This is a genomic window from Chondromyces crocatus, assembly GCF_001189295.1.
Lineage (GTDB): Bacteria > Myxococcota_A > Polyangia > Polyangiales > Polyangiaceae > Chondromyces > Chondromyces crocatus.
Genome location: NZ_CP012159.1, coordinates 1097821 through 1113773, shown reverse-complemented (window position 1 = coordinate 1113773; position 15953 = coordinate 1097821). Strand labels below are relative to the sequence as shown.

The following is a 15953-nucleotide window of genomic DNA, read 5'->3' as shown; positions in this document are numbered from 1 at the left end:
CGCGCGCCGAAGCCATCGCACCGCGGTGGCCCGGGCACCGCCACCTCGAGGGCGCTCGTGCCACCGGCGACGCGCGCCCGGGGCATGCAGCCCGGAGCACTCGCTGACAGAAAATTGACCCCGCGGACGCTCTCTCTTCCCTCGGTGTCGTCCCGCTCGTGCTCGGAAGCGCCCGAGTCACCTGGAAAGCTGTGGATCCGCGTGTACGCTGAGAGGGCGTCACGCGAAAGGGGGGGCCCATGACCGCTCGACGTCCCGAGGCGTATCTTCACCACGAAGCGCAGCTCGATGGCATCCGCATCCACTACGTCCGCGAGGGACGTCGAGGTCGGCTTCCGCTTCTGCTCCTGCATGGATGGCCGGGTTTCTGGTGGGAATGGCACCGGCACGTCGGTCCACTCGCCGAGCACTTCGACGTCATCGCGCCCGACCTGAGGGGCCACGGCAACTCCGAGAAGCCCGACCTCTCCTGCGTCGACCTCTTCCACGTGGACCACGTCGTCGACGACGTGATCCAGCTCCTCGATCATCTCGACCTAGCGCGCGTCTGCGTCGTCGGCCGGGACTGGGCGGCGCTCGTCGTGCACAAACTGCTGCGGCGCCACCGCGGTCGCATGATCCGCGCCGCCGTCTTGAACCCGATCGCGCCCGGCTTCAACGCGCGCGCGCTCGAGGGCGACGCGTCTCCGGACAGTGCCTTCCCCGACCCTCTCGGGATGCAGCTCCACGAGCCCGAGCACCTCGAAGCCCACCACGGCATCCACCGGGATGCCTGCCGCAGCTTCTTCGAGCACTACCTGTCGAGCGGCTCCGACGACCGGCGCCGCTTGCAAGGTGAGGAGCGGGAGATCTACCTCGACAACTTCCTGAAGCCCGGCAACATCCAGGGGGGGCTCAACTACCACCGCGCCAACTTCGGCGCCGCGAGCACCGCGTGGGACAGCGTGGGGCGCAGCCCCTCGGACTGCCCCATCACGTTCTTCCTCAACCACGGCGGCCCGACCTTCCCATCGACCTGGCACGATCTCATCCGCCACTGGTACTCGCGCTGCCGGCTGGAGCACCTCCCGGGTCACCCCTCGATGCGCGAGCACGCCGAACACGTGAACCGGCGCTTGCGCGAGCTCTTCCTCGGCAAGTCACGCGAAGATCCCCCGTCGGTCGACCGGTTGAGCGCGCTCCCATCACAGTGAACGGGCGGTGTACCCTGCGCCGCAGCGCGTATGCCCCTCCCGCCCGGACCTCCCTACGCCGGCTCACCTTCTCTCGCTGGCTCCCCCGCTCACGCCCACGCTGCGCCGCAAGGCCATGCTGGCCTCCCTGGGCCGCCCTACCCCGGAGCGCCAGCCCCGCCGCAGCCCCCCCTCTACGTCAATCCTCCCTCGAAACCGAACGGGGGCCGGAATTGCTGCCTCGTCGCGGCGGTCCTGCTGGGCGTCGTCACCCTCGGCGGCATGGCCCTCGTGGCGGGGAGCACGTACTGGTTCGCCACCTCCAAGCCGGGCAAGTCCGTGCTGCGGGTCGTCGGGCAGGGAGCCCGCGCCGTCGGCGAGTCCGCGCAGGTCATGGCAGACGCCGCCAAGGCACCCGGGGTGAAGGCGGTCGTCGGGCTCGGGTGCCGACCCGCGATGGCCCTCGACATCGACAGGCTCCTCACCGCCATGGATCAGTTCGACGCCGGCATCGCCGCCCGCGGCCCCTCCCCCATCCCGACCCTGATCGTCTGCACGGTCGAGAACGCGGCCAAGGCGCCCACCTGCGACCAGGTCGCCAGCGCCTACCTCCGCGGCGGAGGACTCCCGGGTGGCGACTTCGGCGTCATCGTCTCCACCAGCAAGCATGGCTCCACCAGCAAGCACGGCGGCACGAGCAGCCAGTGTTCCGAGCGCTACGCGCCGACCGGAGCGAAGCTCGGCCCGTACACGGGCGGCATGCCGTCGGTCCCCTTCTCGGCCGTGCCCCCCGCCCCCTCCGCCGCCCCCCCGTGACGACCTGGCGCTCTCACCGCGCCGCCCTCCCCCCTCCGTGACGTCCTGCCGTCCGCGGCCAGGCTCCTCGGCCGGTCCGCGGCCAGTCCTCGACCAAGCCGCTCACGCCCAGGCGACGAGCACCTCGCGCGGGCCACGGTACGGCATGCGGCCGTGGGCCACGACGGCGTTGTCGATCGCCACCACGTCTCCTTTGCGCCAGGGAAACACCACCAGGTTCGACCAGATCACGTCGCGCACGTGCTCCAGATCCGCCTCGGCGATCTCGCCGCCGTCACGGTGGGTGCAATGCATCGTCAGCTCGTCCGAGCGCCGCAGCCGCCGCTGCGCCGCGCTGAGCACGCGGCTCACCTGCCACATGCCGAGCAGCCACGGCGCACGCTGCCGCGCGAACAGGCGTCGGTACTCCGAGACGGCGGTCGACAGGTGGAAGACCTGCACGTGGTTGAACCAGGCCCGCTCGCCGGTCTCCGGGTGCGCCCGCGCCGCGTCGTGCTCGCTGGTGAGCCGGAGCCCGCCTCCGTGCAGCCACGTCGGCCGGAACCCCTCGACGCTGCACTTCGCCTCGACCTCGGCCCGATCGGTCGTGCCGAAGATCTCGTCCCAGCTCTTGAGCTGCCACGGATCGAGCTTCCGCTTGAAGCGCTGGACACGCGCGGAGAGCCCCACCCCACTCTCCCCTTCGGCTTCCGCGATCGGCGCGCCGTAGTTGCGCACGATGCGGACACCACGCTGCTCGAACCGCTCTCGCACGTCGGGGCGCAGGTCGGCGAGCACCTTCCGGAAATCGCAGAGCGGGGTCTCCCCTCCCGCCTCGGGCGCGATCGTGCAGCAGAAGAACAGCCGCCGCGGAGGCCGCGCCGTGAAGGTCATCTCGCAATGCTGCGGGATCGGGTAAAAGCCTGGCAGCTCGCTCGCGGTGAACACGTAGTCGGTGAGCGCCTTGCGCGGCGAGGTGCCCATGTACTCGCTGGAGAGCTCGGGATCGATGGCGCGGGCCACGCGCTCGAAGTCCTGGGGCTCCCGCACCTCGAAGCCACGCAGGAGCAGGGCCCCGTGGGCGCGGAGCCGCGCGCGGAGCGCCTCCTTGCGCGCCTCGATCCACTCGATCAGCGGCGGAAGGGCACGCTGCGCGCGGGCGGCGATGACCAGCGGCAACCCCCGCTCGTCGAGGGGCGCCACGTCGTAGGGACCTTCCAGGGGGGGAGCATCGAGAGGCATCGGCCGTGATTGGAGCAGGACCTGCGCCGCTCGTCACGGGTGGAGGTGAGCCACCACCTGATCGACCACGGGCTCTCGCAGCGACAGAAGCCCCGAGGGCGCGACCCCGAGGGCCACGGTGAGACAGAGCAGCGCAAGAAGCACCGCCCGCTCCCGGAGGAGCAGCGCCTCGACGGTGGCGTGGCGATCGCGCGGCGCCGGACCGAGGAAGGTCCGCTGGAACGCGCGGAAGAGCGTGATCCCGTTGATCGCCGTGGAGAGCAGCATCAAGGCCGCCAGCAAGGGGTGTGCATGCAGCACGCCATGGATGAGCAGGTCCTCGCTGACGAAGGTGAGCGCGCCAGGAAACCCGATGCCCGCGCAGCCGAGCAGGAAGAAGAAGGCCGCCGTGCGGGGCATGCGGATCACCAGGCCGCCGAGCTGCCGCATGTCGGCGGTGCCCGTGCGCGACTCCACCGCCCAGACCACGATGGCGAGCCCGGTCAACGCGATGACCGAGCCGATGCCCTGGAGGAGCGCGCCGCTCACGCTCTCGTGGGTCATCGAGGCCACGCCGAGCAGCACCATCCCCTTCTGGCTGGAGATGAGGTAGCCGAGCATCCGGCGCAGGTCGGTCTGCACCAGCGCGAGCACCGCGCCGTGCAAGAGGCTCACGAGCCCCAGCGCCGCGATGAGGGGCATGCCCACCGAGCAGCCCTCGGGCAAGAGCGGCACCGCGACCCGCAGGAGCAGGTGGATGCCGACCTGCGCCTGCGCGAGCAAGAGCGCCACCCCGAGTGGTCCTCGCTCCAGGAGGACGGGGAGCCAGCCGTGGAACGGCACGGCCGCACGACGCATGAGCACCGCCATGCCGAGGAGTGCGAAGATCACCGGCTGCCAGCCAGCAGGGAGGCCGACGCGCTGAAGCTCGTCGAGATCGAAGATCGCACTGCCCCCTTGGCGACCTGCGAGCCAGGCGATGAGGCCGATGCCGAGGAGGAGCGGCGCGCTCCCGCCGAAGAGGAAGATCCGGTAGGTGCGCCGCAGGAGCGGGTCACGCGACTCCTGCTTCGCGATCAGCCGCTCCCCAGGCAGGAGCGTCGCCACCCAGGCCACCCCGAACAGCGCCAGGTCCCGCGCACACAGCACCGCGAGCGTCGCGCTCGCCGTGACCAGCATGGCGCCGAGCTTCTGACGATCGAGCACGGCGCGACGCCCGGCGACCAGGAGGGCGAGCTGCATGCCCGCGACGAGGGGCGGCAGCACCACACTGTAGCCATCGAGGCCGAGGTGCAGCCCGGCGCGCACGAACGGCAGCCGCGGCCCCAGCGCCTCCACCCGCCCCTCTCGGAAGAGCAGCAACGGGACGAAGGCCAGAAGCAGGGTGACGGCCGAGGCGACCACCGCCCTCTGGAAGGCGCTCTCGCGACGCGGCGCGCGCGCGACCAGCAGCGCACCGAGCAGCGGGGAGAGGATCAAGGCCGAGAGGACGAGCAGCGCGCTCATGATCGCCCCTCCCTCACCTCGCGCCGGTCGCTCAGGAGGGGAGAGGCGACGAGCGCCATCGCCCCACATCCTTGCCCGCGGACCCCGGCAGCCCCCGCCTCGCCGCCGCCTCCTCCGACCGCGCCCCCATGGCCAGCGAGCGCCGCCACCCAGCGCCGCTCCACACGATCGAGCAGCGCGCCGAAACGCATCACCGGCGCCGCCACCAGCCGCTCCTGGACCGCCTCCAGGTGAAACCGCTCCAGCGAGAGCCAGTACATCCGCCGTGCGAACCTCGCTGGCAAGAGCCGACCGACGATGCCGAGCCGCGGCAGCGGTGCCCCGGCGTGGGCCGCAGTGATCTCCTGCGCGTCACGCAGCGCCGAGGGGGCGCGCAAGAGCTGGAGGCAGCGGAGGCAAGCGTGCGCGAACAGGTGCACCAGGGCGAGCCCGTAGAAGCCGAGGCCGATCTCCACGAACATGATCCCGACCTGCGACATCGTCGCGTGCGCGAGGGCGCTCTTCACATCGGGCTGCACCCGCCCCACCACGGTGCCGTAGAGGGCCGTCAGCGCTCCGACCACCGCCACCGCAGCGCTCGCCCAGGGCGCGCTCTGCAACAGCGGCGCCGAGCGCAGCAAGAGGTACACTCCCGCGTGCACGGAGATCGCGCCGTAGAACAGCGCGCTCGACGGCGTCGGCCCCTCCATTGCACGCGGCAGCCAGCTCCCGAGCGGGAACTGAGCGCTCTTGCCCATCGCCGCCAGGAGGAAGCAGAGCGCCAGCGCCGTCGCGCCTCCTTGCCCCAGCGCCGCGCCCGTCCCTGGCCACGTCTCCCCACCGAGCACGATCTCGAAGCTCGACGTGTGCGCGAGCTCGTGCATGAGCACCGCGCCGCCGAGAAGACCCACATCGCAGAGTCGGTAGGTCACGTAGACCCGGACCGCAGCCCGCGCGGGCGCCGCGCGCTCGTGGAAGAATGCCACGAGCAGCACGCTGGTCGCGCCCACCAGCTCCCAGCCCGCGAAGAAGAGATCGATCGTCCCGGCGCACACCAGCCCCAGCATCCCGGTGGAGAAGAGCGCGAGGAGCAGGAAGAAGCGGGTGAAGCCCGGCTCCCGGTGCAGGTAGGCCACCGAGAAGCGGCCGACGACCAGCACGACGAGGGAGACGAGGAGCATCATCGTCGACGACAGCCGGTCGACGAGCAGCACCAGATCGAACTCGTAGTGGGGGGTCATGAACCAGTGACCCACGTCCACGGCCACGAAGGCATGCGGCGCAGCCACGGCGCGTCCCCAGACCACGAGCGAGCACAGGACCGACAAGCTCGCCGCGGAGAGCACGACCCGGGACACGACCCGCTCGCTCGGGGCGCGGAGGAGCAAGGTCCACGCGCCCAGCGCAGCGAACGCGATCGCGGGCGCGAGCACGGCGAGGGCGGCGAGCTTTCCCACGAAGAGATCAGGCAGCCACATGGAACACCTCGGGACGGTCCGCAGCCGCAGCGCGGATGACCGCGGGCGGGACGAAACCGGACTTGCCCCCGTACCAATCGACGGATCGCGCGACCTCGGGCAGCGCCGGCACCGAGAGCGCGAGCGGCTCGAAGCCCCCCGCCCGGAACCGCTGCATCTCGCCCGTCTCCGGGTCGACGCAGACGAGCTGCACCCAGCCGTTCACCACCAGCTCCCGCACCACCGGCTGCCGCGCACAGATGGCCGCGGCCACCTCGGGCGTCGTCTCCACGGCGAGGAGAAGCCGGACCGGCTCGTGGATCTCGACCATCTGCCGCGGCAGCCCGGTGCGCAGATCCCCCGCCGTCCCCTCCATCACCCCGAGCAGCGACACCAGGTTGTGGGGCAGCTTCGTGCCGCACCCGTAGCGCGCGTTGTCGACACGAGAGAAGTAGTACTCCAGGTTGATCCCCGCCCCGACCGGGCCGGCCGCGGCGAGGATGCGCTCCAGGATGTGGCCCTCCGGGTCCTGCGTCGGGTCGTACGAGATCAGGAACGCGCGCCGGTCGAGGAACAGCCCCCGCGTCAGCTCACGCCGACCGATCACCGCGACCGCGTTCGTCGCGTGGCCCAGCTCCGGTCGGGCTTGCCCCAGGTCCTCGGCCCGGGCCTCGACGTGCGCAAGCGCCCCCTCCGGGTCGAGCCGCGCCGGCGCCGACGCGAACCTCCGGCACCGCTCGTGCGCATGGCGCTTGCGCGCCTCGTCGAGGTCGGCCTTCACCGCCCGCAGCGCCGCATGGTGTGACGCCGGCACGCGGTGCTCGTCGTACAGGGTGATCCCGTCCGTGGTCGTGTTGTGCAGCCCGCCGATGAACCAGGTCGTCTCGGGGATGACGATCCCGCGCTCCCGCAGCAGCGCCCTCGCCGCCGGATCGTTCGCCATCTCCGCGAACAGCCGCGCGTTCGGCCCGCCCAGCCGCCCGCCGCACGCGCCGCAGTCGTACGCCGACTGGTGCGGGTTGTTCGTGCTCTTCGACCCGTGACCGAGCACCACCACCAGCGGCGCGAAGCCCTGCACGAGGCCCAGGTTCTCCAGCGACGCTGCGACGCGGCTCGCCTTCTCTGCCGCGGTCAGCCGCCGCAGTGCCCCGCGCCCTTCGTCCTCCTCGGGGCTGTGGAGCTGCGTGACCGGCGGTGGCATGAGGCGCGCCGAGAGCGCTGCCTGGAGCTTCGCCGTCGTGCGCGGCAAGAGCACCCGCGCCACCAGTGGCACCACCGACAGCACCCCCAGCGTCGGCGTGAGCAGCACCCCACGCGCCATCGTGGTCGTCCCGTGGCGCAGCGCGTGCAGCAGGCGAGCCCACCTTCGACGATGCCCCTGACGCCGCACCCCGAGCGCCTCCTCGACGGGGCGCTCCACCACCTCGTACGCCGGCTCGGCTCCGAGCGGGCACAGGTCCATGTACCCCGCGTCATCGAGCCCGCGGTAGCGAATGGGCACACCGAAGAAGCCCGCGATCCCGAACGTCTCGTGGTGGGGCGACAGCTCCTCGACGTGGCGCCGCAGGCCACACGAGCGATCATCCATGCAGCACACGAGCTGGAGCATGGGCTCACGCACCCGCCGCGCCTCGACCGGGCGCTGCACGTTCGCCGCGAGGGCCCCCATCACCTCGTTCCGGAGATGCCGCTCGTACGCCTCGTGCCACACCCGCTGCCGCGCGCCGCCGCCCAAAGCCTCCAGCACCTCGAGCGTCCAGATCCGATCTTCCACCGACAGCGCCTCCACCTCGGACGCCGACAGCCCTGCCACCCGGACGAGCTGGAACAGCCGGTACGGGCGCTCGTGCTCCGGCGACCGTGCGGGCAGCATCGCCCCCCGCACGCTCCGACGGACGCACTCCGAGAGCTCGGCCAGAGGCCCCTCGTAGCCGAGCCGCTGCCGCGCGATCTCGCGCAGGGCGTACCGGGACAGCGTGAGCCGCACCGCCGCGAGCTCCACGAGCGTGACCGGCGGCGCCCCGGCCCCCCGATCCCCCGGGTGGTGCTCCAGCCGGTGGACCATCCCCGCCCACCCGGGCGCTTCGAGCAGCACGCGCGTCAGGTACGCTTCCTGGTGCGCCTCGGCGACGCCCAGCTCGTCCAGCGCACGGAGCACGACGGTCGCCGGCGCGAGGCGCTCCCGCGCGCAGCTCTCCATCTCGGCAGCGAGCCCGTGAAGAAACGCCACGACGGGCGGCGCTTCCCGCGTCATCGAAACGAACGCCGCCCACAGACCCTGCTCTCGCTCGGGCATCGCCCAGTGGGCCACCCCCTCGTCGAGGTACGCCGACAGAAACCTCACCAGGAACGAGCCGATGCGCTCGGCCGCGTCGTCCCCCGTGAGCGCGAGCAGCAGATCCCGGTGGCTCCGGTCGATGCCCACCCGGTCGACGAGCGACGGCTCCCGAGGCGACGCGGGTGGCAGGGGTACGGCGCGGCACGCCTCCCAGAGCGCGCGGGTCGCCTCCGCCCCCGCACGCCCTGCCTCCTCCGCCAGACGCCAGACGAGCCCCGCCGCCGTCTCGGCGCGGAGCGGATGGAGCAGCGCGAGCCGCGCGATGGCGCGACGGGAGAGCGCTCCCCGGCGCTCCTCCGCAGCGAGCGACCTCGCCTCCTCGTCGAGGTACTCGTCCAGCGCCGCATCGAGGTCTGCCTCGGTGATGCGCCCCCCCTCGAAGAAGCCGCGGTACTCCGCTTCGTCGAGGTAGCTCTCGGCCCCGAACAGCGCTCCCGCAGCAGAGACCGCCTCGTGGAAGGGCAGGTGCTGGAAGGCGTGGAGCGTGTTGTGGTGGATGAAGACGCCGATTGGGCCTTGCGCTGGCAGCAGGTGGCCCACCCGGTCGAGGAGCGACTGGAGGCGCCCCTCGGGCGATGGCACGGCGTGAGGTTCTGGAGCGTTCGAAGAGTTCATGGTCGTGGGGGGGTCAGCGGGAGGGGGCAGAGACGAGCAGCACCTTCTTGCGTGCCGAGAGCGGATGCGCCGAGAGCTGATGGAGCGCGTCGAGCCCGACGAGATCGAGCTTCTTGCCCTCGCTTTCCAGCGCGGCGCGCAGATCGTGCAGGTTGGTCATCACCGTGTGGTCCACGACGCGCGCGCTGGAGAGATCGATCGCGATCACCCGCGCGTCCGGGTGGGCCTCGACGCGGCGCTTGAGACCCAGGTAGTTGCTGAACACGGCGGCGTGCTTCACCCGCAGCGTGACCCGCTCCCCCAGGACGACCTCCTCGATCTCCGGGCGGAACAGGCTCTTCACGGGCGTCCCGTTGAGGAGGTGGATGAGCATCTTCACCACGATGCCCACCGCGACGCCGACCAGGAGATCGGTCGCCAGGGTGACCACCGTCGTCGTCGCCAGGATCACGAGCTGCTCCTTGCCGATGCGGAGCGTGTGCATGAACTCCTTCGGGGACGCCAGCCGGATGCCCGTGAAGGTCAGCATCGCCGCCAGCGCTGCGAGCGGGATCCGGTGGATGAGCCCCGGCGCGAACGCCACGAAGAGCAGCAAGAACAGGCCGTGGAAGAAATTTGAGAGGCGAGAGCGCGCGCCGTAGCCGATGTTCGCCGAGCTGCGCACGATCTCGGAGATCATCGGCAGGCCACCGATGAGCCCCGCGATGAGGTTCCCCACGCCGGTCGCAAGGAGATCCTTGTCGAGATCCGAGCGGCGCTTCTGCGGGTCGAGCGCGTCGATGGCCTTGGCGGAGAGCAGCGACTCGATGCTGCCCACCAGGGTGAACATCACCACGTACTTGATCGAGACCGACGACGTGATCTGGCTGAAGTCGGGCAACGCGACGGCCTTGAGCAGGTTGCCGGGCAGGTTGACGAGGAACTTCGGCCCGACGGTGTAGTCGTGGTGCGTGATGGAGAAGGTGTACGTGTGCTCGTGCTCGAGATCGAAGAGGTACGCGAGCGGCATGGATACGGCCAGCACCAGGAGCGGCGCAGGGACACGCTTCGCCCAGCGGAACCTCGCCGCGACGGCGGGCCAGCCGAAGAGGATCGCGAGCGAGAGCGCACCGATCAGCGCGATCTCCGGGTTCAATCGGGAAAGGCTCGCGGGGATCTCGGCGAGCAGATGGAGCGGCTCCTTCGCGGCAGGTGCGACCCCGAGCAGGACGTGGATCTGCTTCGAGAAGATGATGATCCCGATCGCAGCGAGCATCCCGTGCACCACCGACGACGGGAAGAAATCGCCCAGCTTGCCCGCGCGGGCGAGGGCGAGCGCGATCTGGAGCGCTGCGGCGACGACGATGCACGCGAGCGCGCGCCGGTAGCCTCCTCCGTCGGCCCCGCCCAGCTCGGTCACCGCGCCCAGCGCGATGACGATGAGCCCTGCGGCAGGCCCCTTGATGGTCAGCCGCGCGCTGCCCACCCAGGTGGCGACGACGCCGCCGACGACGGCCGTGAGGATCCCGGCGACGGGTGGGAACCCGCTCGCCATCGCGATGCCGAGACAGAGCGGGAGCGCGATGAGGAAGACGAGAAAGCCCGAGACGAGATCCGCCTTCCAGGACGGCCCCAGCGGGGGCGCTGCCTGGACTGGAACTTCTGTGCTGGCCATGAAAATTTTCGGGTCGACGGGCCAGAGAGGCGCAGTGCGCGCCAGCTGCCACGGTTCGAACGCGCGGGAGACGGGACGAGCGCTGGCGCGGTTCCCGACGCTTCGTCTTCATGACGGCAACCCCCGCCCCCATGTCGAGACCCCCCACGACCCCTGACGGTGACACCCGCCAGGAACCGTCGGGCCCGTCATCCCGTCTCCCGTCGTCATGGCAGTTGCGTCCTGCATCGCGCTGGGTGCGGCTGAGGCCCTCTGGCCTCCAGCGCCGACGATGGACATCCGTCCGCACCCGGCTAGAGTCCGCCAGCCGACGCACCCGGCGTGTGCCGAGCCGCTCATGACCGCCCCGCGCTCCTCGACCCTCGGCACCACGCGTGCACAGTTCGAGGCCGCGGTCCGCCCGGTCCTGCCGCGCCTCTACCGCTACTGCGTCTCGCTCAGCGGCGATCACGATCGCGCCGACGACCTCTTTCAGAACGCCATCTTGAAGGCGTTCCTGAACGCTGCCACCTACGAAGGTCGCTCGGACCTCGCCGGCTGGCTCTGCGGCATCGCGCGGAACGAGTACCTCGAACAGCGCCGCACCGAGGCGCGACGTCGCGGCCTCTTCGAGCGCTTCATGGACGCCTGCACCGAAGCGCTCGGCCTCGCCCCCGACGACGCGAAGGCCCCCGACGCCGCGCTCATCCACGCCGAGGACACCGACCTGGTCCTCGCCTGCTTGCAGCAGCTCCCCGAGGACTTCCGGACCGTCATCGTGCTGTGTGATATCGAAGAGCTGGGCCACGACGAGGTCGCCGCCCTCCTTTCCATCCCCAAGGGTACGGTGAAGAGTCGCCATGCGCGCGGTCGCGCACGGCTGCGTGAGGTGTACGAACGCATGGTCGCCCAGGGTGGGCTACCGGCACGGGAGGAGTCGACGTGAACCGCCGAGAGCAGGACCTGCCCCCTCTCCCCGAAGACCTGGCGCGAGGCTTCCAGGCGCTCCGCGCCCGCGAGCCCTCGGAAGACCTCGTCACGCGCGCCTTCGCGGCCCTCCCCACCCGTCGTCCCACCGAGGCCACCGAGGGCGCCTCCACCCAGCAGCGCGGCAACCCGCGCTGGCTTTTCGGCGGCCTGGCCCTCGTCCCCGCCCTCGCAGCCCTCGCCGTCGCCGTGCATCTCGCGGGCAACCAGGGCGATCCCATCGCCGCCCTGGAGCGCTTCGAGGAGCGCGCCGTGGGGCTCGACGAAGTGGGGCAGACCTGGGCCGAGCTCGACCTCTGGACCCATCATCACGCCGGGCGCGCGTCGGTCGTCCACCTGGAGGTGCCAGAGCGCGTCAGCGTGCGCGTGCCCGGCGAGGACGGGAGCCTCCTCGAACACCCCTGCATCGCTCCCCGCTGCGTGCACCGCTTCACCCACAGCGACGGCGGCGGCACCCCCGTGCGCGTCGCCTTCCAGGAACCCGGCCGCTACGAGATCCAGGTGCGCCACGAGTCCAAGGAGGCGCGCGTCCGCGAACGCTTCGTGGTCAACGCCGTGCGCGACTGACCCGCCGGCGAACCGCGTCAGCCCACGCACGACGAAGCGCCCGGCGCACGGGTGAACAACGAAGCGCTTGGCTCACGGGTGAACGTAGACGAGCGTCCCGCCTTTCTCGTGGATCGTCCCGTGCCACGCTGGTGGCACCACGGGCTCGGTCCACGCGAAGAGCCAGGCCGCGTCCGCGGGTGACATGTTCACGCACCCGTTGCTCTTCACCTTGCCGAAGTCGTCGTGCCAGTAGACCCCGTGCAGCGCATAGCCCTTGTGGAAGTACTGCACGTACGGCACATCCCGCAGGTCCCGCGCGTTCTCGCTCGCCTCGTCCCCATCCATCGTCGCGCTCACGTGCTTCGACTGGACGAAGAACGTCCCTTGCACCGTCGCGCTGGTCGTCTCCGGATCGGCGAGCCCTCCGCGCCCGGTCGAGACCAGCGCGGAGAACACCGGGCGGGTCCCCTCGTACGCGACCAGGATCTGCCGGTCGATCGAAACGTCGATCCACTTCAGCCCCCGGCTCGCGTACGCCCACAGATCCCGGCCGAGCTGCGCGATGCGCAGCCCCGAGGCGGGCAACCACAGCCCGGTGTCCGTCTCCACGTAGACCCCGCTCACCGCCGACCGCCCGGTGAGCACCCAGCCCGAGCGATGCTCGGCCCAGCCCTCCGGGCGCAGCTCCCCGGCCGCGTCGGGCTTCAGCGTCCGCACCCCGTGGTGCATGACGAACGCGGGCGTCCCCTCCGTCTTCACCTCCACCCCGCGCACCTGCGACGGGATCACCGCGCGCGTCCGGTCGATCGGGATCAGATCCAGCTCGGTGGTGAGCCCGAAGCGGCGCCCCGTCCAGTCGAACGTGGAGATCAGCCCGAACGCCGAGTTGTGCCGCGCCCGCCCCCGGTGCGACGCATAGCGCAGCTTCTCCTCGGCCCCGTACGGCTTCGGGAGATCACGCCCGCTGGCCAGGTACTCCGTGGGAGGATCCGGCACACCGAGCAGCTGCTCGTTGCGCAGCTCCCAGCTCGATTTCTCGTGCCGACCTCCGTACCCCTCCACCTTGCGCTGCTCGGCCGGAGTCGGCAGCCGCACGTAGAGGTGCGGCGGCGGATTTCGCGATACCACGTAGCGGTAAGGGTACGCCTCACCGCGTAGTGGCCCGTGCGGCGTCGCGTGCACCACGTCGAGGTCGACGTCGAGGCTCGCCGTCCTGCCGATGCACACGTAGCCCCGCGGATGGATCGCGTACCAGCCCTTGCTGCACCCATCGGTCCCGGCGGGCGCTGCCGCGCGCTCGACGACCGTACCGGCCCGCAGGTACCCGAGGCGCATCGACCGACGGCGCGGCTCGGCATGAACGAACGTGCGCATCGCCGTGCTGGCGAGCCGATCCCCTTGCCCTGGCCGCAGCGCGTCCGGACTCTCGACCGGCACGATCTCCGCCTCCTGCTCGGGCGGCGCGGGAGGCGGCGGCGACAGCACCGGCGGGTCGAGCCGCTCCATCGAGGATCGGCCCGGAGGCTCGCTGCTTCCCAGGCACGCCGTGGCCCCGAACAGCAGGGCGATCAGGATCCGGGGCGAGCGCATCGGCGCGCCCCAGCTTTACCTCAGCGCTCGCGCTCGGGCCAGGCGTCTCGACGGGGCAGGGTGCGCCGCTCGGTGGGCTCGGCCACCCGTACCGATAATGGACTGCTCGCGTCGTGATGGCAGGGCTGCGGCGGCTGGAGCGCGCTGTCCGCCGAAATCAGAACGACCCAGGTGAACCCCTTCGCCCTCATGGCCACTCCTTGCACGCGGTCGTCCCGCCGACGCCTCTCGGCGCATCCATCGCTGGGTTCGAGGATCCTGGATCCCCCGATCCTTCGAACCTTGGTCTTTGCCAGCATCACGGTGTGCGTGACGCGGTCCTCGTCATTTTTGGGTACCGAAACGATGGACCGCGGTCAACGATCGGCGGCAGCGCGGATGCCGGTGTCGACCCGATCGAGCCTCGCCGCGAGCGACCGCCGGCCGAGCGCCGGTACGCTTCCGTTGCGGCTGCTCACGAACGCTTCGGGTTCGCAGGGATGGGCCTCGTGCGGGGCCAGGAGCTCTCCCCTGACCCCGCGCGTTTGCGCTCGGCGTGCGCCCCAGGCTCAGCGCACGCCGTCGACGCGCCCGGGGATCACGCCATGGGCACCCCCAGGGACCACGCCACGTGCGCGCCCAGGGATCACGCCATCGACGCTGGAGCCATCGACGCTGGAGTCATCGACGCCGGCGTCCCTCCCGACGGGCTGACCGGACGCGGCCCGTCGGCACACGGCTTCACTGGCGACGTCGGCGCCGGGCTGGTCGTGGCCGTTGCCCTCGGCTGGCCATAGATCTCGGTCAGCTCGAACGCTGCCGCCAGTGCTGGAGAGCCGAGCCGCGCCGCAGCGTCGACGGCCGCCTTGCGCGCGTTCCGCATCAGCGTCAACACGAGGCCATCGAGGATGTCGAGCCGCTCGGTCTCCACGCGCGTCCCTGCCCCCGTATGCTCCTGGTTGCTCGCGCGCAGCTTGACCAGCGTCGCGTCGAGCGCAGCCACGGTGAGTGGCCCCCCTCGATCGGCGGTCGCCGTCACCACTGCGACGTCACGGAGCACGGAGAGCAGCACCTCGAGCTGCTCCGCCAGCTTCTCGCCGACGCGTCCCGGGCTCCTTCGCGTGATCATCAGGACGGCGTCGAGCTTGCGCGCGACCGCCTCGTCCGCCTCGACGCCGCCCTGACGCAGGGCGCGCGCCGTGGCCAGCACGATGGTCCTGGCCGCCCTCCGCTCGCGCCGCGCCGCAGCGAGCAGCTCGCGGTGCGTCTGGAGCGTCGTCCTGTTGCCTCCCCTCACACCGCTCCGATCGACGGCCGCGCGCTCCAGCGCATCCCGCGCGCTGGCGAGCTGCGCCGCGTCCGCTGCGCTGAACCCATGCCGCGTGAGCTCGGCCCCGAATTTCCCGAGCGCTTGAAGGTGTTTGTTGGCCTGAGCGAGCGTCGCCACGGAGCCGAAGCCCCGCCCGATGCGGATGTAATCCTGACGCACGTTCGCAGACATCGCGGAGAGATCGATGGTCGTCATGTCGAGTGATTCCCTTCATCGTGACGTGTCCCTGGGTCTTCCCCTGGGCCTGTTTCCTGTGTCGGTGTCGACGCCATGGCGATGCAGTCTCGACGGTCGTCGAGGCGCCATGACGTCACGCTTCGGCCGGGTGAGCCGACAAGTGCATCGCGTGATGCGTGATGTGAGACGCGCGAAGGGACGTTTTCTTCCAAAGAAATTTTCGAAACTCGATTTTTCATCGCAGAGGACCGAATCAGCCACTGCACCCGCATGCACGAGCGTTTCCGCACGGAGATCCAAGGCCGCGCAGCGCCACACCCTCGAGCGCACCGCGCTCATTCCGTCGCCACTGCGACTTCCAGGGAGCCCCACGTGGATCGGCTCACCGCCTCGGTGACACTTCCGAAGCGACCGTCCTCCATTCCAAAAGCAGCCCCGTCTTCACCGAGGCAGCAGCGGTTCACCTCAGGGCAGCGGCTGCCCTCGCGATGCAGCCGGCATCCATGCCGACGCGATCATCGCCTACGCCGAGGCAGCCGTTGTCCACGCCAGGGCAACCGGCATCCATTCCAAGGCAATCGTCGTCCACGCCAAGGCAGCCGCGGCTCACACCAAGGCAGCCGGC

The 15953-nt window shown here is 70.9% G+C and carries 11 protein-coding genes; 4 read left to right on the top strand and 7 right to left on the bottom strand.

The genetic code is table 11. The features are described 5' to 3' along the window. Positions 1-239: 239 nt before the first annotated feature. Both CMC5_RS04230 and CMC5_RS04225 read left to right on the top strand, forming a co-directional pair. Positions 240-1193: an alpha/beta fold hydrolase gene (locus CMC5_RS04230; RefSeq protein WP_082362233.1), complete on the top strand. Its 954-nt coding sequence runs from the start codon at positions 240-242 to the stop codon at positions 1191-1193. Between the two features lie 30 nt (positions 1194-1223). Then, positions 1224-1988 carry a hypothetical protein gene (locus CMC5_RS04225; protein ID WP_156338170.1) on the top strand — a complete coding sequence of 255 codons (765 nt, stop codon included), beginning with the start codon at positions 1224-1226 and terminating at the stop codon, positions 1986-1988. 102 nt (positions 1989-2090) lie between these two features. Here CMC5_RS04225 and CMC5_RS04220 read toward each other — a convergent pair whose 3' ends face one another. From CMC5_RS04220 to CMC5_RS04200, 5 genes are read right to left on the bottom strand one after another with little or no spacing between them, the layout of a single operon-like run. Next, complete coding sequence (locus CMC5_RS04220; RefSeq protein ID WP_050429208.1) at positions 2091-3209, bottom strand: TauD/TfdA family dioxygenase; 1119 nt, start codon at positions 3207-3209, stop codon at positions 2091-2093. Between the two features lie 33 nt (positions 3210-3242). Continuing rightward, positions 3243-4694 carry a complex I subunit 4 family protein gene (locus tag CMC5_RS04215; RefSeq protein ID WP_050429207.1) on the bottom strand — a complete coding sequence of 484 codons (1452 nt, stop codon included), beginning with the start codon at positions 4692-4694 and terminating at the stop codon, positions 3243-3245. Next, positions 4691-6151, bottom strand: coding sequence for a proton-conducting transporter transmembrane domain-containing protein (locus CMC5_RS04210; RefSeq protein WP_082362232.1), 1461 nt, complete (start codon positions 6149-6151; stop codon positions 4691-4693). The genes CMC5_RS04215 and CMC5_RS04210 overlap by 4 nt, the downstream gene beginning before the upstream one ends. Next, positions 6138-9083: a YbcC family protein gene (locus CMC5_RS04205; protein ID WP_050429206.1), complete on the bottom strand. Its 2946-nt coding sequence runs from the start codon at positions 9081-9083 to the stop codon at positions 6138-6140. The genes CMC5_RS04210 and CMC5_RS04205 overlap by 14 nt, the downstream gene beginning before the upstream one ends. A 13-nt stretch (positions 9084-9096) precedes the next feature. Continuing rightward, a complete protein-coding gene (locus CMC5_RS04200) occupies positions 9097-10737 on the bottom strand; it encodes a SulP family inorganic anion transporter (protein ID WP_050429205.1) in 1641 nt (546 codons plus the stop codon). 337 nt (positions 10738-11074) lie between these two features. Here CMC5_RS04200 and CMC5_RS04195 point away from each other — a divergent pair, with 337 nt between their 5' ends. Further along, positions 11075-11662 carry an RNA polymerase sigma factor gene (locus CMC5_RS04195; RefSeq protein WP_050429204.1) on the top strand — a complete coding sequence of 196 codons (588 nt, stop codon included), beginning with the start codon at positions 11075-11077 and terminating at the stop codon, positions 11660-11662. After that, a complete protein-coding gene (locus CMC5_RS04190; protein WP_050429203.1) occupies positions 11659-12270 on the top strand; it encodes a hypothetical protein in 612 nt (203 codons plus the stop codon). Before CMC5_RS04195 ends, CMC5_RS04190 begins: the two co-directional genes overlap by 4 nt. A gap of 72 nt (positions 12271-12342) precedes the next feature. Here the strand turns inward: CMC5_RS04190 and CMC5_RS04185 are convergent, their stop codons facing one another. Beyond that, on the bottom strand, positions 12343-13842 hold the full coding sequence (locus tag CMC5_RS04185; protein ID WP_050429202.1) for a L,D-transpeptidase: 1500 nt from the start codon (positions 13840-13842) through the stop codon (positions 12343-12345). Positions 13843-14467: 625 nt separating this feature from the next. Next, a complete protein-coding gene (locus CMC5_RS04175; RefSeq protein ID WP_050429200.1) occupies positions 14468-15346 on the bottom strand; it encodes a hypothetical protein in 879 nt (292 codons plus the stop codon). Between the last annotated feature and the right edge of the window lie 607 nt (positions 15347-15953).